The 24823-nt window shown below is 70.5% G+C and carries 19 protein-coding genes and 1 tRNA gene; 13 read left to right on the forward strand and 7 right to left on the reverse strand.

Features of this window, described 5'->3' with window-relative positions; translation table 11 throughout:
• Nucleotides 1-3: 3 nt before the first annotated feature.
• Entirely contained in the window at nucleotides 4-732 is a 729-nt protein-coding gene (locus AB0N80_RS14500) for a C4-type zinc ribbon domain-containing protein (RefSeq protein ID WP_363579096.1), read from the reverse strand.
• Nucleotides 733-955: 223 nt separating this feature from the next.
• On the opposite strand from AB0N80_RS14500, the gene AB0N80_RS14505 reads away from it, so the two are divergent.
• Nucleotides 956-1031: transfer RNA gene (locus AB0N80_RS14505), tRNA-Val, on the forward strand.
• A 48-nt stretch (nucleotides 1032-1079) separates the two neighbouring features.
• Complete coding sequence (locus AB0N80_RS14510) at nucleotides 1080-1754, forward strand: CatA-like O-acetyltransferase (RefSeq protein WP_363579097.1); 675 nt, start codon at nucleotides 1080-1082, stop codon at nucleotides 1752-1754.
• Here AB0N80_RS14510 and AB0N80_RS14515 read toward each other — a convergent pair.
• Nucleotides 1751-2446, reverse strand: a complete 696-nt coding sequence (locus tag AB0N80_RS14515) for a DUF1345 domain-containing protein (RefSeq protein WP_315995676.1) — start codon at nucleotides 2444-2446, stop codon at nucleotides 1751-1753. The two genes, AB0N80_RS14510 and AB0N80_RS14515, sit on opposite strands and share 4 nt — an antisense overlap.
• 251 nt (nucleotides 2447-2697) lie before the next feature.
• Here AB0N80_RS14515 and aceE point away from each other — a divergent pair, with 251 nt between their 5' ends.
• From aceE to AB0N80_RS14545, 6 genes are all read left to right on the forward strand, one after another.
• Nucleotides 2698-5424 (forward strand): pyruvate dehydrogenase (acetyl-transferring), homodimeric type, encoded by a 2727-nt coding sequence (aceE, locus tag AB0N80_RS14520; protein ID WP_315995675.1) that lies wholly within the window; start codon nucleotides 2698-2700, stop codon nucleotides 5422-5424.
• Nucleotides 5425-5540: 116 nt separating this feature from the next.
• On the forward strand, nucleotides 5541-6722 hold the full coding sequence (locus AB0N80_RS14525; protein WP_363579396.1) for a helix-turn-helix domain-containing protein: 1182 nt from the start codon (nucleotides 5541-5543) through the stop codon (nucleotides 6720-6722).
• Nucleotides 6723-6908: 186 nt separating this feature from the next.
• The gene (locus tag AB0N80_RS14530; RefSeq protein ID WP_363579098.1) at nucleotides 6909-7829 is read left to right on the forward strand and encodes an ACP S-malonyltransferase; all 921 of its coding nucleotides are present in this window, start codon (nucleotides 6909-6911) and stop codon (nucleotides 7827-7829) included.
• On the forward strand, nucleotides 7826-8830 hold the full coding sequence (locus AB0N80_RS14535; protein ID WP_315995673.1) for a beta-ketoacyl-ACP synthase III: 1005 nt from the start codon (nucleotides 7826-7828) through the stop codon (nucleotides 8828-8830). The genes AB0N80_RS14530 and AB0N80_RS14535 overlap by 4 nt, the downstream gene beginning before the upstream one ends.
• A 67-nt stretch (nucleotides 8831-8897) precedes the next feature.
• Nucleotides 8898-9146, forward strand: a complete 249-nt coding sequence (locus AB0N80_RS14540; protein ID WP_363579099.1) for an acyl carrier protein — start codon at nucleotides 8898-8900, stop codon at nucleotides 9144-9146.
• Nucleotides 9147-9214: 68 nt separating this feature from the next.
• Entirely contained in the window at nucleotides 9215-10453 is a 1239-nt protein-coding gene (locus tag AB0N80_RS14545) for a beta-ketoacyl-[acyl-carrier-protein] synthase family protein (RefSeq protein ID WP_315995672.1), read from the forward strand.
• Between the two features lie 144 nt (nucleotides 10454-10597).
• Here AB0N80_RS14545 and AB0N80_RS14550 read toward each other — a convergent pair whose 3' ends face one another.
• The 3 genes from AB0N80_RS14550 to AB0N80_RS14560 form a co-directional block, all read right to left on the reverse strand.
• On the reverse strand, nucleotides 10598-11101 hold the full coding sequence (locus tag AB0N80_RS14550; protein WP_363579100.1) for a DUF3145 domain-containing protein: 504 nt from the start codon (nucleotides 11099-11101) through the stop codon (nucleotides 10598-10600).
• A gap of 137 nt (nucleotides 11102-11238) precedes the next feature.
• Nucleotides 11239-12120: a hypothetical protein gene (locus AB0N80_RS14555; protein WP_363579101.1), complete on the reverse strand. Its 882-nt coding sequence runs from the start codon at nucleotides 12118-12120 to the stop codon at nucleotides 11239-11241.
• A gap of 97 nt (nucleotides 12121-12217) precedes the next feature.
• Complete coding sequence (locus AB0N80_RS14560; protein ID WP_363579102.1) at nucleotides 12218-12796, reverse strand: hypothetical protein; 579 nt, start codon at nucleotides 12794-12796, stop codon at nucleotides 12218-12220.
• Between the two features lie 145 nt (nucleotides 12797-12941).
• On the opposite strand from AB0N80_RS14560, the gene AB0N80_RS14565 reads away from it, so the two are divergent.
• Together AB0N80_RS14565 and AB0N80_RS14570 are read left to right on the forward strand one after the other, a co-directional pair.
• Nucleotides 12942-13616, forward strand: a complete 675-nt coding sequence (locus AB0N80_RS14565; protein ID WP_363579103.1) for a response regulator transcription factor — start codon at nucleotides 12942-12944, stop codon at nucleotides 13614-13616.
• Nucleotides 13613-15040, forward strand: a complete 1428-nt coding sequence (locus AB0N80_RS14570) for a HAMP domain-containing sensor histidine kinase (protein WP_363579104.1) — start codon at nucleotides 13613-13615, stop codon at nucleotides 15038-15040. The genes AB0N80_RS14565 and AB0N80_RS14570 overlap by 4 nt, the downstream gene beginning before the upstream one ends.
• A 124-nt stretch (nucleotides 15041-15164) precedes the next feature.
• Here AB0N80_RS14570 and AB0N80_RS14575 read toward each other — a convergent pair whose 3' ends face one another.
• Nucleotides 15165-15503, reverse strand: a complete 339-nt coding sequence (locus AB0N80_RS14575; RefSeq protein ID WP_298872682.1) for an ATP-dependent DNA ligase — start codon at nucleotides 15501-15503, stop codon at nucleotides 15165-15167.
• Between the two features lie 334 nt (nucleotides 15504-15837).
• Here AB0N80_RS14575 and AB0N80_RS14580 point away from each other — a divergent pair, with 334 nt between their 5' ends.
• From AB0N80_RS14580 to AB0N80_RS14590, 3 genes are all read left to right on the forward strand, one after another.
• On the forward strand, nucleotides 15838-17238 hold the full coding sequence (locus AB0N80_RS14580; RefSeq protein ID WP_315995667.1) for a hemolysin family protein: 1401 nt from the start codon (nucleotides 15838-15840) through the stop codon (nucleotides 17236-17238).
• Nucleotides 17235-18260: a CNNM domain-containing protein gene (locus tag AB0N80_RS14585; RefSeq protein ID WP_315995666.1), complete on the forward strand. Its 1026-nt coding sequence runs from the start codon at nucleotides 17235-17237 to the stop codon at nucleotides 18258-18260. The genes AB0N80_RS14580 and AB0N80_RS14585 overlap by 4 nt, the downstream gene beginning before the upstream one ends.
• A 187-nt stretch (nucleotides 18261-18447) precedes the next feature.
• A complete protein-coding gene (locus AB0N80_RS14590) occupies nucleotides 18448-19266 on the forward strand; it encodes an SDR family oxidoreductase (RefSeq protein ID WP_315995665.1) in 819 nt (272 codons plus the stop codon).
• A gap of 140 nt (nucleotides 19267-19406) precedes the next feature.
• Here the strand turns inward: AB0N80_RS14590 and AB0N80_RS14595 are convergent, their stop codons facing one another.
• Nucleotides 19407-24767: a chitinase N-terminal domain-containing protein gene (locus tag AB0N80_RS14595; RefSeq protein ID WP_363579106.1), complete on the reverse strand. Its 5361-nt coding sequence runs from the start codon at nucleotides 24765-24767 to the stop codon at nucleotides 19407-19409.
• Nucleotides 24768-24823: the final 56 nt, after the last annotated feature.

Genomic DNA, 24823 nt, shown 5'->3' on the forward strand with positions numbered 1-24823 from the left:
GGGTCATCGCGATTCTTCGGTGCGGACGAGGATCGCGCCGCACTCGGGGCAGAACACGACCTCGTCGGTCTGTGCCCGGCGAACCGAGGCCAGGTCGCTCGGCGGCAGCACCATGCGGCAGGCCTCGCAGGCGCCGGCGCGCAGCAGGCCCGCACCGTTGCCGCGGGAGGCGAGACGCTCGTAGAGCCCCAGCAGGTCGGCGGGGACGGACGCGGCCACGGCGTCACGATCGCGGCGCGCACCGTCGAGGCGCGTCGTCGCGTCGGACACGGTGGTCTTGGCCTCGGCGCTGAGCTGCGCGCCCTGCGCGTTGGTGTCGGCGATCAGTGCCTCTTGCTCGGCGACCGCGGCGTCGGCGGCCTCGAGGCGCTCCATGAGCGCGATCTCCATGTCTTCGAGGTCGCCCTTGCGGCGCTTCAACGACACGAGCTCGTTCTCGAAGCCCTGCGCCTGCTTGGGGTTGGACGAGGCGGCGAGACGCTCGGTGTCGCGTGCGATGCGGGCGTCGACGACGGCGACGTCGGATTCGAGGCGCTTCAGTTCGGCGGTGATGTCGTCGCGCGCGTTGGCCCGGGTACCGAGCTCTTGAGCGAGCGTCGCCCGCTGGGCGATGAGCTCGCGCACGCGCTCGGCCTGCGGCGGGTTCGCCGCGACGCGCTCATCACGACGGATGCGGGCGTCGAGGTCGGCGAGATCGAGCAGTTTGCGCTGGTCGGCGGGATCGGCATTCACGCATGCAACGCTACCCCGGGGGTCGGACATCGGCGGTACGCGCCGACAGCGCGGCCCGCGCGCGCCCGGTGCCGAGATCACACCTTCGGCGCGAGATCACTGCGTAGGGCCGCGCTCTTCGGTGCGACCTCGCGCCGGACGTGTCATCTCGCGCGCGTCGGCCGGCGATCGAAGCGGCGGGTGCGCACGCGGCGGGGGCCCGCGGCTAGACTCGGGGCATCCCGGGCCTTTAGCTCAGCTGGTAGAGCGCCACGTTTACACCGTGGATGTCGTCGGTTCGATCCCGGCAGGGCCCACCACCTCCGCGGTGCCGTACACCGTCCGCTCACGTCGCGCATCATGGAGCGATGGAGCACCGCACCCCCATCGACCTCGACTCGTGGCCGCGTCGGCAGCACTTCGATCACTACCTGCACGCGTCGCCGTGCACGTACGCGCTGACCGTCGAGGTCGACGTCACCGACTTCGTCGCGGCCGTGCGGGCGTCGGAGCGTCGCACGTACGTCGCGCAGATCTGGGCCCTCTCGGCGATCGTCGATCGGCATCCCGAGTTCCGCCTCAGCCTCGACGAGACGGGCGCGCCGGCCGTGTGGGATCGCGTGCACCCGGCCTTCACGGTCTTCCACGCCGAGAGCGAGACCTTCTCGTGCCTCTGGGTTCCCTTCGACCCGGACTTCGCCGCGTTCCACGATGCCGCCGTGCGCACGATCGCCGAGCACGCGGCATCCGAGGAGTTCTTCCCGCAGGGCGAACCGCCGCGCAACACCTTCGACGTCTCGAGCCTGCCGTGGACGGACTTCACCGGCTTGACGCTGAACATCCAGAAGGGCTGGGCGCATCTCGCGCCGATCGTCACGCTCGGCCGGTACGTCGACCGCGACGGCCGCGTGCTGCTGCCCGTCGCCCTGCAGATCCACCACGCCGCGGCCGACGGCTTCCACGCCGCCCGCTTCGTGAACGAACTGCGCGAGCTTCTGGCCGACGGTTCGTGGCTGACGGCCCCCGCGGCCGCCGAGCGCTAGTTCAGGATGTTCACGCTCCGCGCGATCACCAGTGCCAGCAGGATGAACCCCGAGACCGCCTGCACCATCATAAACAGCTTCGCCCGACTCGACAGCGGCATGACGTCGGTGGGGCTGAAGGCCATGGCGTTGGATGCCGAGAAGTACAGGTAGTCGACGTACCCGGGCGCCCAGTCCTCCACGTCGGACGAGCGTCGGCGCACTTCGCTGACGGCGTCGCGGTCGCTGTCCTGCGGGAACTGGAAATCGGCGGCCGGGAGCTCGTCTCGGGGGTCCCGGCGGCGGGCGATCGGCCCGCCCCGGTCCATCTCCCAGTAGACGACGGCGTAGCCGATCACGTTGATCGCCCACACCTGTGCGGCGCCGAGCAGCGTTCCGGCCCCGTCGCCCTGTCCTTGCAACAGCTGGTGGACGAGCAGCACCAGCGCCACCTGGTTCGCGAGCAGCAGCACGGCGGTGAACGCCAGCGCGAAGCCGCGCCCCCATCGCGACTCGCGCGTGAGTCGCGATGGATTCGTCACCACCATGGGGACGGCGCACAGCACGCCGGCGCCCACGACGACGTACCTCAGGATGCCGGCGGCCTCCGTGGGCAGGAAGGCGTACAGTCCCGCCCCCACGGCGAGGGCGATCAGCACCGGCCAGCGGTGCTCGGGCCGCGTGCGGAACGCGGAGGGATCCTGCGGGCTCACGCGCTCAGGCTAGACCCGTCCCGCCCTCGGGCCCGGGCTCCGGCGTCCTTCATCGCTCCTCCACAGCCGGGACGGGACTCCTCGACGTCGAAGGGTCGTGACGGTCGGAGCAGGACCGCGGGCTCCCCGCGCACCCGATGGCGCGCCGACTCGCTAGGCTGGACGCTGGTTGATTGTGCGGAGCGAACAAGGGTTGCCGCACTCGTATGGCGATTCTCTGGCATGACCTGCCAGACGACGAAAGGTCTTCCGTGACTGTTCACGACCAGGATCCGTATTCGCAGGGGCCGCAGGACAGCGACCCGGAAGAGACCGGGGAGTGGCAGGAATCCCTGCGACAGCTGGTCCAGGCGAAGGGTCCGGCTCGCGCTCGCGAGATCATGCTGAGCCTGCTCAAGGGCTCGAAGGAACTGCACCTCAACGTGCCGATGGTTCCGACCACCGATTACATCAACACGATCGCTCAGAAGAACGAGCCCGAGTTCCCGGGCGACGAAGAGCTCGAGCGTCGTTACCGCAAGTGGATCCGCTGGAACGCGGCGGTCACCGTGCACCGCGCGCAGCGTCCCGGCATCGGCGTCGGCGGCCACATCTCGACCTACGCGTCGTCGGCGGCCCTGTACGAAGTGGGCTTCAACCACTTCTTCCGCGGCCTCGACGACCCGTCCGGTGGCGACCAGATCTTCATCCAGGGCCACGCCTCGCCCGGCGCGTACGCGCGTGCCTTCCTCGAGGGTCGCCTCACGGAGGCGCAGCTCGACGGCTTCCGTCAGGAGAAGTCGGCGGCGCCGAACGGCATCCCCTCCTACCCCCACCCCCGTCTCATGCCGGAGTTCTGGCAGTTCCCGACGGTGTCGATGGGGCTCGGTCCGATCAACGCCATCTACCAGGCGATGTCGAACAAGTACCTCGCCAACCGCGGCATCAAGGACGTCGGCGGCTCGCAGGTGTGGGCCTACCTCGGCGACGGCGAGATGGACGAGGTCGAGAGCCGCGGCCAGCTGCAGGTCGCGGCGAACGAGGGCCTCGACAACCTCAACTTCATCATCAACTGCAACCTGCAGCGCCTCGACGGCCCCGTCCGCGGCAACGGCAAGATCATCCAGGAGCTCGAGAGCTTCTTCCGCGGCGCCGGCTGGAACGTCATCAAGGTCGTCTGGGGTCGCGAGTGGGACGACCTGCTCGCCCGCGACACCGAGGGCGCCCTGCTCAACCTCATGAACACCACGCCCGACGGCGACTACCAGACCTACAAGGCCGAGAACGGCGCGTACGTCCGCGAGAACTTCTTCGGTCGCGACCCCCGTGCGCTCGAACTCGTCAAGGACTACACCGACGAGCAGGTCTGGGGCCTCAAGCGCGGCGGCCACGACTACCGCAAGGTCTACGCGGCGTTCAAGGCGGCGGCCGAGCACAAGGGACAGCCCACCGTCATCCTCGCCAAGACCATCAAGGGCTACGGCCTCGGTCCCCACTTCGAGGGCCGCAACGCCACGCACCAGATGAAGAAGCTGACGCTGGACGACCTCAAGTCGTTCCGCGACGCGATGGACATCCCCGTCACCGACGCGCAGCTCGAAGAGAACCCCTACCAGCCGCCGTACTACAACCCCGGTGAGAAGGACGAGACGATCCAGTACATGCTGGAGCGTCGTCGCTCGCTCGGCGGCTTCCTGCCCGAGCGTCGCACGACCCACGTGGGTCTGGAACTGCCCGGGGATGCCGCGTACGCGCTGCCCAAGAAGGGCTCCGGCACCCAGGACGTGGCGACCACGATGGCGTTCGTGCGTCTGCTGAAGGACCTGCTTCGCGTCAAGGGCTTCGGCCACCGCATCGTGCCGATCATCCCCGACGAGGCGCGCACGTTCGGTATGGACGCGTACTTCCCGACGGCGAAGATCTACAACCCCAAGGGCCAGCACTACACCTCCGTCGACCGCGAGCTGCTGCTGGCGTACAAGGAGAGCCCCGAGGGCCAGATCATCCACGTCGGCATCAACGAGGCGGGCGCCCTCGCGGCGTTCACTGCGGCCGGCACGGCGTACGCGACCCACGGCGAGCCGCTCATCCCGGTCTACGTCTTCTACTCGATGTTCGGCTTCCAGCGCACGGGCGACGCCCAGTGGGCCGCGGGCGACCAGATGGCGCGCGGCTTCATCATCGGCGCCACCGCCGGCCGCACCACGCTGACGGGTGAGGGTCTGCAGCACGCCGACGGTCACTCGCAGCTGCTGGCCTCGACCAACCCCGCCACCGTGTCGTACGACCCGGCCTACGGCTACGAGATCGCCCACATCGTGCGCAGCGGTATCGAGCGCATGTACGGCGGCGAGCACTCCGACCCGAACGTCATGTACTACATGACGGTCTACAACGAGCCGTACGTGCAGCCCGCCGAGCCCGAGGGCGTCGACGTGGACGGCATCGTCCGCGGCATCCACCACATCTCCACCGGTGAGGGCGACGGTCCCCGCACCCAGCTGCTCGCGTCGGGCGTCGGTGTGCCGTGGGCCCTCGAGGCGCAGCGTCTGCTGAAGGACGACTGGGGTGTGAAAGCCGATGTGTGGTCGGTGACCTCGTGGTCGGAGCTGCGGCGCGACGGTCTCGCCGCGGACGAGCACAACTTCCTGCACCCCGATGAGGAGCCCCGCGTGGCCTACCTCACCGACAAGCTGAAGGAGGCCGAGGGTCCCGTCGTGGCCGTCAGCGACTGGATGCACGCGGTGCAGGACCAGATCCGCCAGTGGGTCCCGCAGAACTACTGGACGCTCGGCGCCGACGGTTTCGGCTTCTCCGACACGCGTGCCGCGGCCCGTCGCTTCTTCAAGATCGACGGCCCCTCGCTCGCCGTGCGCGCCCTGCAGGCCCTGGCCGAAGAGGGCAAGGTCGACCGCGCCGTCGTCGGTCAGGCGATCGAGAAGTACCGCCTGCACGACGTCAACGCCGGCACCAGCGGCAACGCGGGCGGCGAGGCCTGAGTCCGGTGACGGGCTCCACCGTCGGACCCGGTTCCCCCCGCACCGCGGGCGGGGCCGGGTCCGACCGGTCTTCGGCGGGCGACGCCGCGGTCGAGAAGGCCGAGACCCTCACGTGGCTGCGGCGCATCTCCGGCGATCTCGCCACCGCGACGATCCAGCGCCTCGAAGAGACGCTCCCGTGGTACGCCGAGATGCCCCCCGCGCGGCGATCGGCGGTGGGGCTGGTCGCGCAGGCCGGCATCACCTCGTTCCTGCAGTGGTTCGAGGAACCGGCATCCACCCCCGCGATCGCGGCCGACATCTTCGCCGCGGCCCCGCGCGAACTGCTGCGCAGTGTGAGCCTGACGCAGACGCTGCAGCTTGTGCGCGTGACCGTCGAGGTCATGGAGGAACGCGTCGCCGGGCGGAGCGAGAAGGTGCGCGAGGCGATGCTGTCGTACTCGCGCGAGGTCGCCTTCGCCGCCGCCGACGTCTATGCCCGGGCGGCCGAGGCCCGGGGCCTGTGGGACGCGCGTCTCGAGGCGCTCGTGGTGGACTCGATCCTCACGGGCGAGGCCGACGACGAACTCCCCAGTCGCATCGCCGCCCTCGGGTGGCACGGTCATGGCGAGGTCGCGGTGCTCGTGGGCACCACTCCCCCGCAGCTCGACGTCGATCAGGTGCGGCGAACGGCGCGCAAGCTCGGCGTGGATGTGCTCATCGGCGTGCAGGGGTCGAGGCTCGTGCTGGTGGTCGGCCGTGCGGATCTGCCCGCACGCTCGAGCGGAGAGGACACCGCTGAACTGCCCTTCCCCGAGATCGCGAAGCGCCTCGAGCCCGGCTTCGGGTCGGGGCACCTCGTGCTGGGCCCGGCCGTTCCGGCTCTGGTCGACGCAGGACAGAGCGCCCGCGCCGCGCTGGCGGGTTTCGCCGTCGCCCGGGCATGGCGCCACGCCCCGCGTCCGGTCGAGGCCGACGACCTGCTCCCGGAGCGAGCCCTCGCGGGAGACGCAGTGGCCAAGCAGACCCTCGTCGACCGCGTCTACCGCCCCCTGCAGGCGCACAGCGCCGATCTCGTCGCGACCCTGTGGAGCTACCTCGACAACGGCCGGTCGCTCGAGGCGACAGCCCGCGAGCTCTACGTGCACCCCAACACGGTGCGCTATCGCTTGAAGCGCGTCTCCGAGGTGATCGGCTGGGATGCCACGGGCCCCCGCGAGGCGCTGATCCTGCAGACGGCGCTGATCCTGGGCTCGATCGGCACGGATGCCACCCGCCGGCGCGGTCTCGCCGGTCGGCGACCGCTCGCGTCCCGTTGACGCGCCCCTCGGCTTCCTCCCGTCGAGTGTCCCCGACACGCCGTTCCGCGCACGGGCGGGCGGCGTGTCGTGGACACTCGACGGAGGGGTGGCGGCCGTGCTGATGCACGGCGCGCACAAAGACACGCCGCATATCTGTGCCGATATCTCCATAAGCACCGGCCCGATCCTTGGCAGGATGGGACGGTGATCATCGCCGTCTTCCCCGGACAGGGCTCGCAGACCCCTGGGTTCCTCTCGCCGTGGCTCGAGATCGACGGGGCGCGTGAGCGCCTCGCCGCCTTCTCCGATCAGGCCGGAGTCGACCTCATCGCCGCCGGTACCGAATGGGATGCCGACCGGATCCGCGACACCGCGGTCGCCCAGCCGCTCATCGTCGCCGCGTCCCTGCTGTCGTGGGCGGCACTGAACGAGCGCACGGGCACACCCGTCGCCGGTGTCGCGGGGCACTCCGTCGGTGAGATCGCCGCTCTGGCGGCATCCGGGGTCCTGAGCGACGCGGACGCGCTGCGCCTGGTCGGTCTGCGCGGCCGCGCGATGGCCGAGGCGGCCTCGGCGGTCGACACCGGAATGAGCGCCGTCGTCGGCGGAGACGAACAGGCCGTTCTCGAACGCCTCGCGGCGCTGGACCTCACCCCCGCCAACTACAACGGCGGCGGGCAGATCGTCGCCGCCGGGGAGCTGCCGGCCCTGGCCGAGCTCACCGCGGAGGCTCCCCGCGGTGCGCGGGTCATCCCCCTGCAGGTCGCCGGTGCCTTCCACACCCGCTTCATGGAGCCCGCGGTCGAGACGCTGCGATCCGCCGCGGCCGACGTCGAGGTCGCCGACCCGAACCTGACGCTGTGGACCAACTCCGATGGCTCCGTCGTCTCCGACGGCCGCCGCGCGCTCGACCTCGTCGTCGCGCAGGTGGCCTCGCCCGTCCGCTGGGATCGCTGCATGGCCTCGTTCGCGGAGCGCGGCGTCACCGGCATCATCGAACTCTCGCCCGCGGGGGCGCTCACCGGGCTCGCGAAGCGCGCCCTGCGCGGCACCCCGACCGTGGCGGTCAAGACCCCCGACGACCTCGACGCGGCCGTCTCACTGCTGAAGGAAGACCAGGCATGAGCACCCCCACCCTCCGCCAGACCCAGGGCGCGGCCCACACCCGCATCTACTCGTACGGCGCGGCCCGCGGCGAGAACTTCGTCCCCAACGACGACCTCGTGGGTCCCATCGACTCGAGCGACGAGTGGATCCGCCAGCGCACCGGCATCGTCACGCGCGTCCGCGCCAACAAAGAGACGGATGCCATCGACCTGGCCGCCGAGGCCGCACGCGAAGCCGTGGAGAAGTCCGGCGTCTCCCCCGCCGACATCGACGCCGTGATCGTCGCCACCATCAGCAACCCGAAGCAGACGCCCTCGGCCTCCGCGATCGTCGCCGACCGGATCGGCGCGAACCCCGCCGCCGCCTACGACGTCAACGCCGCGTGCGCGGGCTTCGCCTACGGCGTCGGCCAGGCCGACGCTCTCGTGCGCGCGGGTCTCGCAACGCACGTCGTCGTCGTGGGAGCCGAGAAGCTCAGCGACATCGTCGACCCCACCGACCGCAGCATCTCGTTCCTCCTCGGCGACGGCGCGGGCGCCGTGGTCGTCGGACCGAGCGACACCCCCGGCATCGGCCCGACCGTCTGGGGGTCCGACGGCTCGAAGGCGGATGCCGTGGGCATGAACGCCACGCTCAACGAGTTCCGCGACGGCACGGCGCCGTGGCCCACCCTCCGCCAGGAGGGCCCCACGGTCTTCCGCTGGGCCGTGTGGGAGATGGTGAAGGTCGCGCGTCAGGCGATCGAGGCCGCGGGCATCGAGCCCGGCGACCTCGCGGCGTTCGTGCCGCACCAGGCCAACATGCGCATCATCGACGAGTTCGCCAAGCAGCTGGGCCTGCCCGAGACCGTCGTCATCGGCCGCGACATCGAGACCACGGGCAACACCTCCGCGGCATCCATCCCGCTCGCCACCCACCGTCTGCTCGAGGAGCACCCCGAGCTCAGCGGCGGTCTCGCGCTGCAGATCGGCTTCGGCGCCGGGCTCGTGTTCGGCGCGCAGGTCGTCGTGCTTCCCTGACGCGAGAGCGTCGAACCCTAGACTGATCGGGGCCTGTCAGGCCCGCCCCCAAGAAACAGGAGACATCATGGCATTCACCAACGACGAGGTTCTCGCCGGCCTTGCCGAGCTCATCACCGACGAGACCGGTATCTCGGCCGACGAGGTCGCCTTCGAGAAGTCGTTCACCGACGACCTCGACATCGACTCCATCTCGATGATGACGATCGTCGTCAACGCCGAGGAGAAGTTCGGCGTCACCATCCCCGACGACGAGGTCAAGAACCTCAAGACCGTCGGCGACGCCGTGACGTTCATCACGTCGAACCAGTCCTGACACCTCCCGGTGGGGGCTTCGGCCCCCACCGGTCACGACCTGTCGGCCGCACCAAGGATCTCTCGCTCATGAGCACACCCCGCATCGTCGTCACCGGCATCGGAGCCACCTCGCCCATCGGCGGAACGGCACCCGAGAGCTGGTCCGCCCTGCTCGCCGGAACCTCCGGCGCCCGATCCCTCGAGCACGAATGGGTCGAGCAGTACAACCTGCCCGTCACCTTCGCCGCCGAGGCGCTCGTGCGTCCCGAGACCGTGCTCGAGCGACCCGTCGCCAAGCGGCTCGACCCCTCGTCGCAGCTCGCCATGGTCGCGGCCAAGGAAGCATGGGAAGACGCCGGCAGCCCCGACATCGACCCCGACCGTCTCGGCGTCGACTTCGCCACCGGCATCGGCGGTGTCTGGACGCTGCTCGATGCCTGGGACACCCTGCGCGAGAAGGGCCCGCGTCGCGTCATGCCGATGACGGTACCCATGCTCATGCCCAACGCCGCGGCGGGCAACCTTTCGCTGCACTTCAACGCGCGCGCCTTCGCACGCACGGTCGCGTCCGCCTGCGCCTCGAGCACGGAGTCGATCGTCAACGCCGTGCAGCACATCCGCGACGGCCTCGCCGATGTGGTGATCGCGGGCGGGACCGAATCGGCCATCCACCCGATCACGATCGCCTCGTTCGCGTCGATGCAGGCGCTGTCCAAGCGCAACGACTCCCCCGAGACCGCCTCGCGCCCGGCGAGCATCGACCGCGACGGCTTCGTCATGGGCGAGGGCGCCGGCGTCCTCATCCTCGAGACAGAGGAGCACGCCAAGGCCCGCGGCGCCAAGATCTACGCCTCGATCGTGGGCGGCGGCGTGACCGCGGACTCGTACCACATCACCGCCAACGACCCCGAGGGCCACGGAGCCGCCCGCGCGGTGCACATGGCGCTGGAGATGGCCGGAGCTTCGGTCGACGACGTGACCCACATCAACGCGCACGCCACCTCGACGCCCGTCGGCGACCCGAACGAGTACAAGGCACTGCGCTCCGTCTTCGGCGACCGCGTCGACGAGATCCCCGTCTCGGCGACCAAGGCCTCCACCGGCCACCTGCTCGGTGGCACGGGTGCCCTCGAGGCGATCTTCACCGTGCTGGCTCTGCAGAACCGCGTCGCGCCGCCGACGATCAACCTCACCGAGCAGGACCCCGAGGTCCCGTTCGCCCTCTCCGGCTCTCCCGTCGAGCTGGGGGCGGGCGACCAGCTCGCCATCAGCAACTCGTTCGGCTTCGGCGGGCACAACGCCGTCGTCGCGATCGCCTCGGTCTGACCGCAGAAGAACGCCCCCTGGCATCCCCCCGACTGCGATCGGGGATGCCAGGGGGCGTTCTCTTTCATCCGGGTGGGGATACGCGGTCCCGGTGCCGGGTATGGACACCGGCCTCCGGTAGTGGCGCCTCCCCGCCCGGGGGTCTCAGCCGACCTTGTGCAGCCAGACGATCTGCTGATCGTCGCCCGCGTGGCGGAACGGCTCGAGCTCTTCGTCCCACGCGGAGCCGAGGGCGACGTCGAGTTCGCGCTGCAACTCGAAGGGATCGCCCGCGGCGACCTCCATGGCGTAGCGCACGCGGTCCTCGCCGATGACGACGTTGCCCGAGGCGTCGGTCTGCGCGTAGTGGATGCCGAGCCCCGGCGTGTGCATCCAGCGACCGCCGTCGCTGCGCGGCGTGGGGTCTTCACTCACCTCGAAGCGCAGGTGCTCCCATCCGCGGATCGCGCTCGCGAGCGCGGCGCCGGAGCCGACCGCGCCCTCCCAGTAGAACTCCGCGCGGCGGCTGCCCATCAGCACGGGCTGGTCGGCCCAGTCGAAGTTGACGGCACGGCCGAGCGCGCGTCCTACCGCCCACTCGAGGTGGGGGCACAACGCGCGGGGCGCGGAGTGGATCAGGATCACTCCGCGCGAAGACGTGATCGCCATGGTCTCTCCTTCGTCAGGTACGTCTTCCCCTACGACCTGTGATGGAGCACGGCGGCTGTTCGTTTGTCCCGGCAATTATCGCCCGTGCATAACGAAATCACAACACTGTGATTCAGCCGCCCGTCACGGAGGCGCTGTCAGGCGAACCAGAGTGCCCAGTACAACGCGAAGTTGCGGTTGCCGTAGGCCGAGCAGGCGTCGCCCGTGCCCCACCGGGCGGCGAGGGCCGCCGGGTTCGGCTGGTAGGGCGTGTAGTTGTACAGCGCCGCGGTGGCGCGGTTCGTGATCGTCACGTCGGTGCCGCCGCAGGCCGGGTCGGGCGAGTAGGCGATGTAGTGCGTTCCGGGCTGGCGCATGAAGCCCGAGGCGCTGTACGACTTCAGATCGGTCGTTCCCTGGGCGACCTGCTCGGCGAAGCCGGCCGCGCCCGGGTCGCACGCGGCGTCGTCGGGGCAGCGCGCCCCCATCGCGGCCCCCAGCTGCTCGGCGCGGGGGGCGCGGGCCGAGCGACCGGCGACGAGGCTCTGCTCCTTCTGCAGGGTCACCAGGATGACCTTCGCCGAGATGCCGCACGCGCGCTGCACGCGGTCGATCACCTGCGCGGCGGATAGCTCTCCCCCGTCCCACCCGTCGCAAACCGTCTCGCCCGTGGCATCCGAGACGATCGGTTCACGCGCGGGGAAGTCCACGCGCAGATCGGCGAGGCACGTGTCGCCCGTGCACGCGCCCACCTGGTCGTCGAGGAACGCCTGGATCTGATCGGCGGTCAGTGCGTCACCGTCGTAGAAGTCGTCGTCGCCGATCAGGGTGCCGGGGTCGAAGGACGCCAGGTCGACCGCGTCGCGTCGGGTCTCGGCGTTCCACGCGGCGTTCCACGCCCGCGTGAGCGACACCAGCGGCACGAGGGCGACCACGATCAGAGCGACGAGCACGACGGCCGTGACGCCGACGGTGATCCGGCGACGGCGGAGCACGCGCGCGCGGGCCGCGGAAGGCCGTCGCCTGCGTCTCTTCGCCACCCCTCGATCGTGCCGCACCGCGCTGACCGCTCGCTGCACGCACGGGGATGGCGTGGCGAGGCGGTCAGCGCGGTGAGGGGGGCGGAGCGATCCCGACTCAGCTGCCGGACGGAGCCGACGGCGTGGGAGCCGAGCCCTCTGCGGGCGGTGCGGGCGGGGTGGGCGCGCTGCCGTCGGTGGGAGGGGTGGGAGCGGATCCCTCGGCGGGAGGAGCGGGCGGCGTCGGGGCGGAGCCGTCGGTCGGCGGGGCGGGCTTCTCTCCGCCGGCCTCGGGGCCGTGGGCTCCGGGAACGTTCGCGCCCGAGCCGTCGCCGGGGCCGCATTCACCGGGGCCGGTGCCGTCGGGAGCGGCGGGGCCGGCGGGCGCGGTACCGTCGGTCGGAGCCGGTGCGGGCGTGGGCGCGGTGCCCTCGGCGGGGGCTCCGCTCGGCGTGGAGCCCGGCGTGGGAGCGGTGCCGGGGCCGGTCGCGCCCCCGTCGGCGCTCGGAGCCGAGGTCGCCGCGGTGAGCGTCGCTCCCCCGGTTTGCGCGGCCAGGGCGGCGCTGCCGCCGGTGAGCCCCGCCGCCACGATCACGGCCCCCGCGATGAGGGCGGGTCGCCGCCAGGAGCGGCGGCGCTGCTCGGTGGTCTCCTCCAGACGCGGGAGCGGCTGGGTGGGGTATTCGTCGTCGTTCATGATGTCCTCCTGCGCCGGTGGCTGTCACCGGCTCTGAGACCAGACTTCGAGCCGGGACTGAAGCGAACCTGAAGCCGGTGCTCGAGAGGCGAGCGCATACGCAAGCCATATCTCGCGTTCAGGGGGCGGCCCTATCGTCACTCGGATGTCCGCTCCCGCCCGTGTGCTCGTCCTCGACGACGACGAGACGATCCGCGTGTCCGTGCAGACCGCGCTGCGGGCGGAGGGCTTCGTCACCGAGGCCGCCCCCGACGGGAGCGACCTGAGCGCCCGCCTCGATCGATTCCGTCCCGACCTCGTCATCCTGGACTGGATGATGCCGGGACCGAGCGGCATCCGGTTGCTGCCCCTCGTCCGCGCGACGGGCGACATCCCGGTGATCATGCTGACCGCGCGCGACGAGGTCGACGACCGTCTGCGCGGCTTCGCGGAGGGCGCCGACGACTACGTCGTCAAGCCGTTCACGATGGCCGAGCTCGTCGCGCGCGCCGGGGTCGTGCTCCGTCGGCGCGGGCGCCTTCCGCAGACCATCGCGGTCGGCGACCTGCTGGTGGATCCCGATGCCGCGACCGCCCACCGCGCGGGAGCGCCGCTCGAACTGACGGCGACGGAGTTCCGCCTGCTGCAGCTGTTCGCGGAGAGTCGCGGACGCACGCTGTCGAAAGCGCAGATCCTCACCCAGGTGTGGGGCTACGACGATTACGACCCCAACCTCGTCGAGGTTCACCTCAGCGCCCTGCGTCGCAAGATGGAGCAGCACGGGCCCCGGCTGATCCACACCGTGCGCGGGTTGGGCTACCGCTTGAGCGCGGTCGCGTGAGTTCCGCGGTCCTACGCTCCGGGTCGCTGCGACGCCGCACGATCGTCGCCGTCGTGGCTCTCGTTGCGCTGCTGCTCGTGGTGCTGGCGGTCGTGGTGGACCTGGCGCTCGGCGCGCGACTGCGCGGACAGATCGAGGAGCGCTTGCGTGATCGCGCCGCCGCCACAGCGTCGCTGGTCGGCATCGTCGACGACTCCGACCTGGCGGAGCGTCTGTCGGACCAGGGCCTCGCCGTCCGCATCGACTCCGCCGGGGGCGGGTCGGTGGTGGCGGGCCCGAGCCCCGAGCAGCTGCGCGAGGCGCCGGGCGGGCCGGGAGGACCGGGGGGCGGGGCGCCCGGGGAGCGTTCGGTACCGCAGCCCACGCCCTCCAGCGGCGTGGATGTCGTGGCATCCGAGGTGTCGGGCGACGATCAACTGATCACCCTGCGCTCGACGCTCAGCGACGGATCGACTTTAACGCTCACCGCTTCGGCCGTCGGTGTCGGCGAGACCCTGGGGCAAGTGCGATGGATCATGGCCGTGTCGTCGATCGGGGTGCTCGTCCTCGCGGCGGGCGCCGTGACACTCGTCGTCCGGCGGAGCCTGCGCCCCCTCGACCGGGTCTCGGAGGTTGCCCGAGCGATCGGCGCGGGCGAACGGGAGCGGAGACTGCACCCGACGCGCACTGACACCGAGATCGGTCGAGTGGCGACGGCGCTCGACGACATGCTCGACGATGTCGTGGGCGCGGAGAAGACGGCCCGCGAGGCCGAGCAGCGGCTGCGGGCGTTCCTCTCGGATGCCGCTCACGAGCTGCGCACGCCCGTCGCCGGCATCCGGGCGGCCGCCGACACCCTCGTGCGTGCCGACCTGGACGGGCCCGAACGCGAGATGCTCGCCGCGCACGTGGCACGGGAGGCCACGCGCGCGTCGCGCCTCGTCGACGACCTGCTGACGATGGCGCGAGTGGATCGTGGACTCGATCTGCAACTCGTCGACATCGATCTGCGCACGCTCGTGGATGCCGAAGCGCGTCGCATGCCGCTGGTGCACCCCTCGGTGCGGCTGCGAACGGCCGTCCCCGACCAGCCGGTCCGGACGACCGTGGATGTCGATCGCATCGCCCAGGTCGTGGCGAACCTGATCGAGAACGCCGCCCGTGCGACGGGCGGGACCGGGGAGATCGAACTCGCCCTGCGGATGGACGACCGACGCGCCGTGATCTCGGTGACCGACGACGGCCCGGGGGTGCCCGCCGCCGACCGGGAGCGGATCTTCGACCGGCTGGTGCGCCTGGATGCCGCGCGGGCCTCGGCCGCGGGCGTCGGACTGGGATTGCCGATCGCCCGCGGGATCGCCCGCGCGCACGGCGGCGACGTCCAGTACGTCGCGTTGCCGACGGGGGCGCGTTTCGAAGTCGAGCTGCCGTTCACCGTCGCCTGAACGCGGCGCGATCAGCGCGCCGCGCGTGAGGCGAGACGATGAGCGCGCGCCGGGCGCGGGCGCCGTCCGCCCGGCGGGCGGAGCGTGAACGGCGCCCGCGCCGTCAGCCCGGGGCGGGGATGCGTCAGTTCGCCGTGCGACCCACCGGGCGGCGGGGCGGGGCGGGCGGCGGGGCGATTCCCGCGGCCGTGAGTGTGAGACCGTCGGCGCCGCTGGCGTCGTGCATCATCTGATCGATGAGCTCGCGGTCGATCGCGGGCTCCCGACCGCCGTAGAACTGCATGACCAACGCGTTCGAGGCGTGGATCCACAGGCTCGCCTGGCGCACGCCCTCGTTGACGGGCAGCTGGAGCATGAACCCCTCATTGCGTCGCAACTTGTTCATGACGACGATGCGGAGGTGAGCGAGGATGCGGTCGTCGATGTCGAACGATGCGCGGTCTCGGTAGATAAGTCTTCCCACGACAGGTCCTTTTCTGGCGCGCCGAAACGTACCGGTAGAGCAAGGGCGGGACCACGCCGGGAAGCGAGGCAATGCGGGAGTTCCAGTATTCCACTCCGCACGCCGTGGGGATACTCCGCGAGCGATATATCGCTCACCGGGTGTGTCGCGCCTCGGGGGCCGTTCTAGAGGTCGCGGCGAATGCCCAGGCTGTCCGACGACAGGGTCGCTAAGTTGGGTCACGATCTGCGATCATCCGACCCACGAGAGAGAAACCCGTGAGCCATCACCGCACCTCCCCCGACCAGGAGGGCCGATCTTCGAGCCCCCTCTTCTCGAGAGGGGGTGAGATCTGATGCTGGCTGCGGCCCTGACGCTTCTGTTGGGGATCATCGTGACCCTGGCGATCATCGTCGCCTGCGGATTCTTCGTCGCGCAGGAATTCGCCTACATGTCCGTCGACCGGGCGCGGCTGACCGCGCGGGCCGAGAAGGGCGACGCGCAAGCGAAACGTGTTCTCGCGATCACCAAGCGCACGTCGTTCATGCTGTCGGGTGCCCAGCTCGGCATCACGGTGACCGGACTGCTCATCGGGTACGTCGCCGAGCCGCTGATCGGCGAGTCGATCGGCACGCTGCTGGGCGGCGTCGGCGTCGACCCGGCCGTGTCCGTGCTGATCGGAACCGTCGGCGCGCTGCTGCTCGCGACCGTGGTCACCATGATCTTCGGCGAGCTCTACCCGAAGAACCTGGCGATCGCGAACCCCGAGCCGCTCGCGCGCGCCCTCGCCGTGCCGACGCGCATCTACCTGCTGCTCTTCGGCTGGCTCATCACGGTGTTCGACGTCGCGGCCAACGCGCTTCTGCGCCTCCTGCGCATCGAGCCCCTCGAGGACGTCGACGAGAGCGCCACGGCGCGAGACCTCGAAGCGATCATCGAGGAGTCGCGCCAGAGCGGCGACCTGCCCGACGACCTGTCGATGATCATCGACCGCATCCTCGACTTCCCCCAGCGCGACGTCGAGCATGCGATGGTGCCGCGATCGCAGGTGGGATCGGTGACGCCCGAGACCACCGTCGGCGAGGTGCGCGCTCTCATGGCCACCGGCCACACGCGCTACCCCGTGATCGGCGCGGAGGACTCCCCCGTCGGCGTGGTCGAGCTCATCGACATCCTCCGAGAGGATTCCGCGGATGCCGCGCCGGTGGCATCCGTCATGCGGTCGGCGGTCGTCATCCCGACATCGATGCTGCTCCCGGTGGCCCTGGAGCGCATGCGGCAGACGCGCAACGAGTTGGCGTGCGTCGTGGACGAGTACGGCAACTTCGACGGCATCCTGACCATCGAGGACCTGACCGAAGAGGTCATCGGCGAGCTCTCGGACGAGCACGACGCCGAGGTGGCCGAGGTGTCCGCTGTCGGCGACGACGCGTGGAGCGTACCGGGCGACCTGCACCTCGACGAGCTCGAGAGGCTCATCGGTCACGACCTCGCCCACAGCGACGTCGAGACCGTCGCGGGTCTCGTGATCGAAACGCACGGCGACCTCCCGCCCGTCGGCGGGGTCGTACGGATCGACCTGCCCGAGCGGGCGTCCGAGACCGTGCAGGGACTCGATTACGAGCGCTGGCTCGCGGTCGAGGTCGTCGAGGTCGACCGTCACGTGCCGTCGCAGTTGCGCGTGCAGCTGCACGAGGTGGATCGGGATGCCGCCGCCGTCGACGGCCCGGCCCACGGCGAGGAGGTGGCCCGATGAACGGCTGGACCGTCGCGCTCATCACGGCCGCGCTCATCATCGCGAGCGCCTTTTTCGTCATCGTCGAGTTCGCCCTCCTCGCGGCCCGTCGTCACCGGCTCGAGGAGGAGGCCGCCACGAGCGCGTCCGCCCGCGCGGCCCTGCGCGGGGTCAACGAGCTCACCGTCATGCTCGCGTTCGCGCAGCTCGGCATCACCGCCTGCACGTTCCTGCTCGGAGCGATCACGAAGCCCGCGATCGACTACGCGCTGGCCCCGGTGTTCGAGGCGTGGGGTCTCCCCTACGTCCTGGCCGACATCATCGCGTTCATGCTCGCGCTGATCGTGGTGACGTTCCTGCACCTGGTCATCGGCGAGATGGCGCCGAAGTCGTGGGCGATCGCGCACCCCGAGACCGCGGCGAAGGCCACCGGCATCCTGGCCCGTGCGCTCACCTGGCCGCTGCGTCCGTTCCTGCTGTGGATCAACCACATCGCGAACCGCCTGGTGAAGGCCTCGGGCGTCGAGCCCGTAGACAAGGCCGCGGCGGGTGGGCAGGACGCCGACACGATCCGCGAACTGGTCGCGCACTCGCGTCAGGCGGGCACGCTCGAGCAGCAATACTCCGAACCCATCGCCCAGGCGATCGCGCTCGGCACGCTCACCGTGGGCGACATCGTGCGCACCGACCGCTCCCCCACGGCCGTTGCGATGGACGCCACGGTCGCCGACGTCCAGGCCGTCGCGGCGTCGTCCACGCACCTGCGCATCCTGGTGGGCTCGGGTGCGGCGTCTCGCGTGATCCACGTGCGCGACACGCTTGCCATCGATCCGTCGACGCCGGCGCGCGACATCGCCCGCGATCCGCTGCTGCTCGAGCCCTCGGCATCCGCCTACGACGCCCTCGCCCGCATGCGCCGCGGACGGGTGCAGCTCGCGACCGTGGTCGAGGGCGAGAGGCTCGTCGGCGTCGTCACGCTCGACGACCTGCTGCGCGAGATCCTGCCCGGGCCGGGCGAGCCCGAGGTCGTCGCCGCGGGATGACTCGGTTCGGGGCGGATCCTTCCGTTCGGGGCGAGAATCGCGCGCCCCGAGGCGAGGATTCCGCCCCGAACCGGTCGGGTGATGCCGGAGCGCGAGAGTCAGGTCGGGCTGTCAAGCCGTCCGGAGGGATGAGGAACGCGGCGTACCGTCGCCCGCATTCACCCCCTCATCTCTTCGGAGGACATCCATGAGCAAGACCTGGTTCATCACCGGTGCATCCAAGGGCTTCGGCCGCGAATGGGCCGAGGCGGCGCTGGAGCGCGGCGACAACGTCGCCGGAACGGCCCGCAACCTCGACGACGTGCAGGAGCTCGTCGACTCCCACCCCGACACGTTCCTGCCCCTGCAGCTCGACGTCACCGACCGCTCGGCGGACATCGACGCCGTGCGGAAGGCGCACGAGAAGTTCGGCGTACTCGACGTGGTCGTCAACAACGCCGGCTTCGGGCATTTCGGCATGGTCGAGGAGCTCACCGAAGACGAGGTGCGCGCTCAGCTCGAGACGAACTTCTTCGGCGCGCTGTGGGTCACTCAAGCGGCTCTTCCGATCATGCGGGAGCAGGGCTCGGGCCACATCATCCAGGTCTCGAGCATCGGCGGCATCAGCGCGTTCCCGACCGTCGGCGCCTACCACGCGTCGAAGTGGGCGCTCGAGGGACTGTCGCAGTCGCTCTCGCAAGAGGTCGCGGGCTTCGGCATCCATGTCACCCTCATCGAGCCCGGCGGGTACTCCACGGACTGGTCGGGTCCGTCGGCCAAGCGCAGCGACGAGATCGACGCATACTCCGCCGTGCGCGAGGAGGCGGCCAAGCGTCCGTCGGCCAACGACCCCGGTAAGCCCGAAGCCACACGCTCCGCGATCCTGAAGGTGGTGGATGCCGAGAACCCGCCGCTGCGCATCTTCTTCGGCAAGGCGCCCCTCGGCATCGCCGAGCGCGACTACGAGTCGCGTCTGCAGACGTGGCGCGAATGGCAGCCGGTGTCCGAAGAGGCGCACGGCTCGTAATCGCGAGTCCGGCGTCTCCGGCGCGCCGTCCGTGCGCCGGGGCGTCCGGTGACCGCCCCGGCGCACGGGATGCGCCCCGGTACACGTGAACCGCCCCGGGGGCGCCCGAGCAGGCACCCGCGGGGCGATCTCGCGCCGCTCTACTTCGCCACCACCACCCTCAACGGAGCGCTCGTGGTCGCTCCTCCGGCGTTCGCGAACTCGATGGTGTAGGTGTACGTGCCGACCGCGCGGCCGGTGACGGGAACGACCACTTTCTGCGCGGCCGGGGTCGCCGCGGTGAGCGCGCCCGACGCGATCTCGACGTCGTTCTCGAGCAGGCGGTACGAGGTCGCGTTCGTGCCCCACCAGAGGTTCGCCGTCAGGGAGTACGCGCCGTCGCGGTCGCTGTTGTCGGAGGAGAGCACGGGCGCTCCCGGAGCGGCATCCGTCACCTTCACCGTGAGCGGTTTGGTCGCCGTCGTCCCCTTCGAGTTCACCAGCTCACCCGTGAACTGATAGGTGCCGTTGCCGAGCCCGGCGATGTCGACGACGCTCTTCTGCGCATTCGGCGTCGCCATCGTCAGGGGCATTGTCGCGACCAGTTCCCCGTCGCGGTACAGCTTGAACAGCGAGCCGTTCGAGCCCCACCACAGGTTCATCGTGAGCTGGAAGGTGCCGTCCTTCAGGCCGGTGTCCCAGCCGTCGTTCGACGAGAGCACGCCCGCGCCCGGGGCGGCGGTGGCCCCGTCGTTCGACGGGACCTCGGGCAGGGTGATCGTCGACGTCGCGGCCGAGCGGTCTCCCTCGCCGACGGCGTTGACGGCCGCCACCTCGAAGGCGTGCGCCGAACCCGGCGCGAGGTCGGACAGCGTGCAAGTGGTCTCGGCCACCTCGCACACCGGCTCGGTGGCGCCGGCCTCGTAGACCCGGTAGCCCGACAGCGCCGCGCCGATCTGCGCCGGCGCCTCCCACGCGACAGTGATCGAGGTGTCGGATGCCGCGGTGGCGGTGACCTTCTGCGGTGCCGTCGCGCGGGTGGTGTCCCTCACGGCGAGCCACGAGATGACGGGCTTCTCGCTGCCCGCGCCCTCGTTGGTGATCACGTAGTCGACCGTCGCCGCCTCGGTCAGGGTGAACGTCAGATCGCCCGTCAGCGGTCCGCTCACCCCGGTCAGTGGCACATTGCCCTTGGCGAGCTCGGTCCCGCCGAACGACACGGTGTGATTCATCGTGCGGTTCAGACCCCACCACTCGGTGAACCCGCCGGTCAGCGTGTATTGCCCCGCGGGCAGCGGGAGGCGGTAGGTGAGTCGCGTGGTGTCCTGGTACAGCCCGGTCGAGAACTTGTCGGTGATGTCGGTCGAGCCCTTCACCTTCATGCCGTCGGCGACGTATCCCCACTCGCCCGCCGAGGTCGAGACCTGATCGACTTCGTCATTGCGCAGCGTCGGTACGGCCTTCTGGACCGCGGTGAATTGCGGCGACGGCGTCGTGCCGGTTCCGGAGTCGATGTAGTAGACGAGCCCCGAGGGGATCACCTCATAGGCGGCGACCACCTTCTGACCGCCCTCGGTGAAGCGCCCGGTCAACACCAGCTTCTGCAGGTCGGTGCGCTTCTGGGCGGCCGAGTCGGCATCCCAGGTCACGGCCATGTCGGCCCCGTCGACCGGGACCGTTGCGGGCAGTTCGTCGTCGGCCTTCAGCGTGCCGACCACGCCGAGATCGCGCGGAAGCGCCTGCACGTAGACGAGGGCGAGGCGGGCGTTGTAACCCGACGTCCCCGTGGTGCCGAACTCCATGCGCACGACACCGTCCGCCGCGAGGGTGATGCGCTGGGCGACCGGCGTGGCCGCGCCGTTCGAGACCGCGGACTGCGTGGTCTCGGCTGCGCCCGGAGCCCGCACCTTGCTGTAGACGTTGGTCGTCAGCCCCGCCCGCGGAGCCTGCACGGCGACCACGTTGTAGGAGCCGGCGGGCAGGGTGAGGCTGTAGACGATCGGCTTGTTGAAGTCGGCGCCGAGGTACGACGAGCCCCAATCGGTCGGTGAACCCGCCGCGACGGTCGTCGCGGTGGTCGCGTAGCCCCAGGTCGCCGCGGAGCTGGTGCCGTCCCACTTCTGGTCGGCGCTGTCGTTGCGCAGGTCGGGGAACGCCGCTTTCGCCGTGGCGAACACCGAGCCGGCGGCCGCGCCCGACGAACCGGAGTCGATCAAGTACGTCAGATCGGCCGGCAGGGTCAGCACCGACGCGGTGATGCGCTGGTACACGCCGGCGGCGGTCTTCTCCGACGTGCGTCCGGTGGCCGTGAACGAGCTCAGCTCGGCGGCGGAGCCCGCAGCGCTCACCGAACCGGCGGTCCAGGTGATCGCGGCATCCGTGCCCTCGACCGACACCGTCGCGGGGAGGGTGCGAGCGGGGAGGGTCATCGAGAGCGTGCCGACGTCTTTCACGTCGTCGCTGACGTCGCGCGGGGTGAGCTGATCGACGGCGACGGCCAGACGCGCCTCCAGAGCGCGGGCGCCCTCGGCGTCGAGTCCGTACGCTCCCGGATCGGCGACCGCGTCGCGAGCGGCGTCGCGCGCCGACTGAAGCCGCGCCCACGAGTCGACGCTGTACTCGTCTTCGTCGAGGGCGCGTGCCGTGTCCACGCGCGCGGCCAGAGCCGAGGTGTCGACCTTGCTCGCGTCGGCGTTCGCGGTCACGACCCCCACCGCGTCGACGTTCAGCGCGTCGGCGTTCGCGGTGCGGATCTCGACCGTGTGGGTGCCGTTGCGGAGCCCCCGCAGCATGTACGCGGTGCGTTCGCTGCCCGCGGCCAGCGTCGGTGCGGCGGCGACGAGCTGCTCGCCGTCGACGATCACGTCGAGGGTCGGAGCTCCGGAGTTGGTGCCGACGATGTCGAGACCGGTCCCCGCGAACGTGTACGCCATGGTCGCACCCTGTCGGGTGCTCTTCGAGGCGGTGCGCTGCCACTCGTACATGCCCTGGCCGTTGACATGGCTCCACCCGTCGTCGAAACGCAGGACGGATGCCGAGGTGTCGCTCCAGCTGGTCTGGTGCATGCCGTCGATGATCTGGGTGTAGTACGGCGTGTACCCGGGCACCGTCTCGACGGTGAGGTTGTCGAAGCGCACAAAGCTGAAGCTCGATCCGAGCTGGATGCGTCCGGTCGCCTGGGGGGCGGCATCCGTGTACGAGGCCACTTCGACCCCATTGATCTGCGCGGTGTAGACCTCTCCCGCCACCTTCAGGGCGATGCGGTTCCACACGCCCGAGCCGGTGCGGAAGTCGACGCCCGCCGTCGTCGAGGTGTTGCCGGTGGCGATCACCGTGCCGTAGCGCTGCAGGGCCCACGCCCCGGTGGGCTCGACGCGCAGCTCGGCGGCCGAGACCGCCTGGCCGTTCGCCGTGCCGCCCTGCTCGCGCGCGCCGATGGTGGCGTACTGAGCCCCGTCGGCCTCGAACATCACGTCGGCGCCGACCACGTAGTTCGCCCACCGCGCGTCGCCGATGGTCGTCTTGGGGTCACCGCCGTTCCATGCGCCGCCGGCCATGCCCGAACCGATCTGCTGGCGCAGCACGCGCCCGTGCGCGGCGTCGGAGGTCGCGACGGATTCGAAGGCGCCGTTCGTGTCGTTGGTGTAGCGCGGGGTCGCACCCTGGTCTTCGGCCTGCACGCTCGGGCTGCCCGACGATTTGTCGGCCGCTCCCCTGCTGGAGAGGTAGCCCTCGCCGCTGTCGACGAGGGTGCGCGTGTCAGGGTCGTAGCCCTGCACGTCGCCCGTGCCGCGGTAGTCGAAGTCGTCGGCGTACAGGTAGCCGTCGTCGACCACACCGTTGACGTCGCCGGTCGAATCGGTATCGAGCACGTCGCGGCCGCCGTCGGTGGCGGTGTACTCCGTCGTCGCGGGGGCGGTGCGTCCGAAGCCCTCGCGCGGCGCGATCTCGCCATCGCGTGTCTCGGCGTGATCGAGCGTCGTGGCCGTCACCGTCGACCACGGCTTCACGGTGACGGTGTAGCTCCCGTCAGCGGCGGGCGCCATCTCGGCGAGGGGGCGGACGTAGTTGGCATCCGCCGCCTGCCCGGCGTCGGCCGCGCGCGTCTCCCACACCTCCAGCGTCCTGTCGTCGCCCAGGGGCATCCCGTCGACGGCGACGCGGTAGGTCTTGGTGAACGAGCTGTCGTTGACGATGACGGTGGAGAAGTCCGCACCGTCGGGGTCGGCGAGGGTCGTGTACGACGCCCCGCCCGAACGGGCGCCGCTCGGCGGGTTGCCCGTGCCGAGCTCACTGCCCGAGGCCTGCGGGATCGCGCGCCAGATGCCCGCGGTGTTGTCGTCGTTCTCCCACCCGAGCGTGGCGAACTGCGTGAACTGCTCGAGCACCGCAAGGCCGCCGTCGTACGAGATCCAGCCCGACCAGGGTTCACGGGCGTTCACGAGCTCCTTCGAGGAGTACTGGAAGCCGTCGTAGAACGACCCGATCGCCGGCTGGAAGATGTTGAGCGTGCGGCGCGACGCCGAGAAGCCGGTGGTGACCCAGTTGCCCATCTCGAGCGCGCTGCCGGGGCCGCCCATCGAGGTGCCCACCCCGCCCTGCTCGTTGCTGTTGGTGTTGTTCGGGCGGTCGGCGGAGTTCGAGAACGTCGACTGGCCCTCGGAGTTCCACACCTCACGATCGAGCTGCTCGGCGATCTTCTTCATGTTGCCGTTGCGGTCGTCGGCGCTGCTGTAGTGGAAGCCGACGATATCGACGGCGTCACGCAACGAGGAGTCGCTGCCGGTCATCGCATCGCCCAGGGCGACCGGCGGGGTGCCGACGGTGTCGCCGGCGATCGTACGGATCGAGGTGTACAGCTCGCGCTCGGTCGGCGAGGCGAAGCCGTTGTTCGGGTCGCCCGCGGTGGCGCCCTCGTAGCCCTTCGTGTCGTTCCGCAGCCACCCGGAGAAGTCCTTATAGAGCTGCAGGTCGGGGTTCGAGGTCTCGTTCGCGTCGGGGTTGATCGAGTCGATCATGTAGCCGAACTGCCGGTAGGCAGCCAGGGTGGTGTTCTTGAACCAGACGTACTGGTCCTGGTGGTTCGTCACCCACGTCGGGCGGTTCCAGCGGAGGATGCTGACGTGCACCGGACCGTGCGCGACGGTCTTCGCATCGGCGGCGAGCTGGAATCCGGGCTCGCGGAGCACGTTGGGGTACTCGTCGCGCGAGCGCATGGTCGAGGCGTTCGCTCCAGTCGAGGTGTTGCGGTCGTTGCCCATCTCGATTTTTACGGTGTTCATGATCGGATGGTCGCCACCGAAGAGCGTCTCGATGAGTTCCCAGTACTTCTCGGGGTGCTGCGACTTGTAGTCCAGCAGCAGGGCGCTCGTCGAGTTCGCGCTGAGCACCCCGAAGCCTTTGAAGGTCAGACCGTTGACGTTCTTCGCCGCCGCGGCGACGTCACTGCCGCGCACCGTCACGGTGACGGGATCGGCGCCGGCCGCCTGTGCCGCGGTCGGAACGAGAAGGGCGCCGATCATCGTCGCCGTGACGAGTGCGGCCGCCGCCGCAGTGCGGACCGTAGGACGGGGATGAG

The organism is Microbacterium sp. NPDC089188 (genome assembly GCF_040685155.1).
GTDB lineage: Bacteria > Actinomycetota > Actinomycetes > Actinomycetales > Microbacteriaceae > Microbacterium > Microbacterium galbum.

Excerpts from the sequence above, each read along its gene's own strand:
- AB0N80_RS14590 (WP_315995665.1), top strand. The coding sequence starts at position 18,448 with ATGAGCAAGACCTGGTTCATCACCGGTGCATCCAAGGGCTTCGGCCGC.
- AB0N80_RS14580 (WP_315995667.1), top strand. The coding sequence starts at position 15,838 with ATGCTGGCTGCGGCCCTGACGCTTCTGTTGGGGATCATCGTGACCCTG.
- AB0N80_RS14540 (WP_363579099.1), top strand. The coding sequence starts at position 8,898 with ATGGCATTCACCAACGACGAGGTTCTCGCCGGCCTTGCCGAGCTCATC.
- AB0N80_RS14550 (WP_363579100.1), bottom strand. The coding sequence starts at position 11,101 with ATGGCGATCACGTCTTCGCGCGGAGTGATCCTGATCCACTCCGCGCCC.
- AB0N80_RS14560 (WP_363579102.1), bottom strand. The coding sequence starts at position 12,796 with ATGAACGACGACGAATACCCCACCCAGCCGCTCCCGCGTCTGGAGGAG.
- AB0N80_RS14595 (WP_363579106.1), bottom strand. The coding sequence starts at position 24,767 with ATGATCGGCGCCCTTCTCGTTCCGACCGCGGCACAGGCGGCCGGCGCC.
- AB0N80_RS14585 (WP_315995666.1), top strand. The coding sequence starts at position 17,235 with ATGAACGGCTGGACCGTCGCGCTCATCACGGCCGCGCTCATCATCGCG.
- AB0N80_RS14535 (WP_315995673.1), top strand. The coding sequence starts at position 7,826 with ATGAGCACCCCCACCCTCCGCCAGACCCAGGGCGCGGCCCACACCCGC.
- AB0N80_RS14545 (WP_315995672.1), top strand. The coding sequence starts at position 9,215 with ATGAGCACACCCCGCATCGTCGTCACCGGCATCGGAGCCACCTCGCCC.
- AB0N80_RS14565 (WP_363579103.1), top strand. The coding sequence starts at position 12,942 with ATGTCCGCTCCCGCCCGTGTGCTCGTCCTCGACGACGACGAGACGATC.
- AB0N80_RS14510 (WP_363579097.1), top strand. The coding sequence starts at position 1,080 with ATGGAGCACCGCACCCCCATCGACCTCGACTCGTGGCCGCGTCGGCAG.